Below are 223 nucleotides of genomic sequence, written 5' to 3' on the forward strand. Positions count from 1 at the left end.
TGGTGCCTATGTGCCGCTGGACCCGGTCTATCCGTGTGAACGTCTGGTGCATATTCTGAATGATGCCGCACCGTCAGTGATATTGGCGGATGAGGCCGGATGTGCGGTACTAGGCAGGGAAGCGCTGGCCGGACTGACGGTACTGGACCTTCATATTTTGCCTGATCAGGCAGACAGTAATCCGCAGGTCCCTGGGTTGACCTCCCGTCATTTGGCGTATGTG

General features: G+C 57.0%; 1 protein-coding gene. It reads left to right on the forward strand.

Going from position 1 to position 223, the window contains the following annotated elements; genetic code table 11:
• The coding region (locus ABR397_RS24695; RefSeq protein ID WP_350307970.1) for a hypothetical protein at window positions 1-223 on the forward strand (223 nt) is incomplete at both ends.

Source organism: Photorhabdus viridis (assembly GCF_040256935.1).
GTDB lineage: Bacteria > Pseudomonadota > Gammaproteobacteria > Enterobacterales > Enterobacteriaceae > Photorhabdus > Photorhabdus viridis.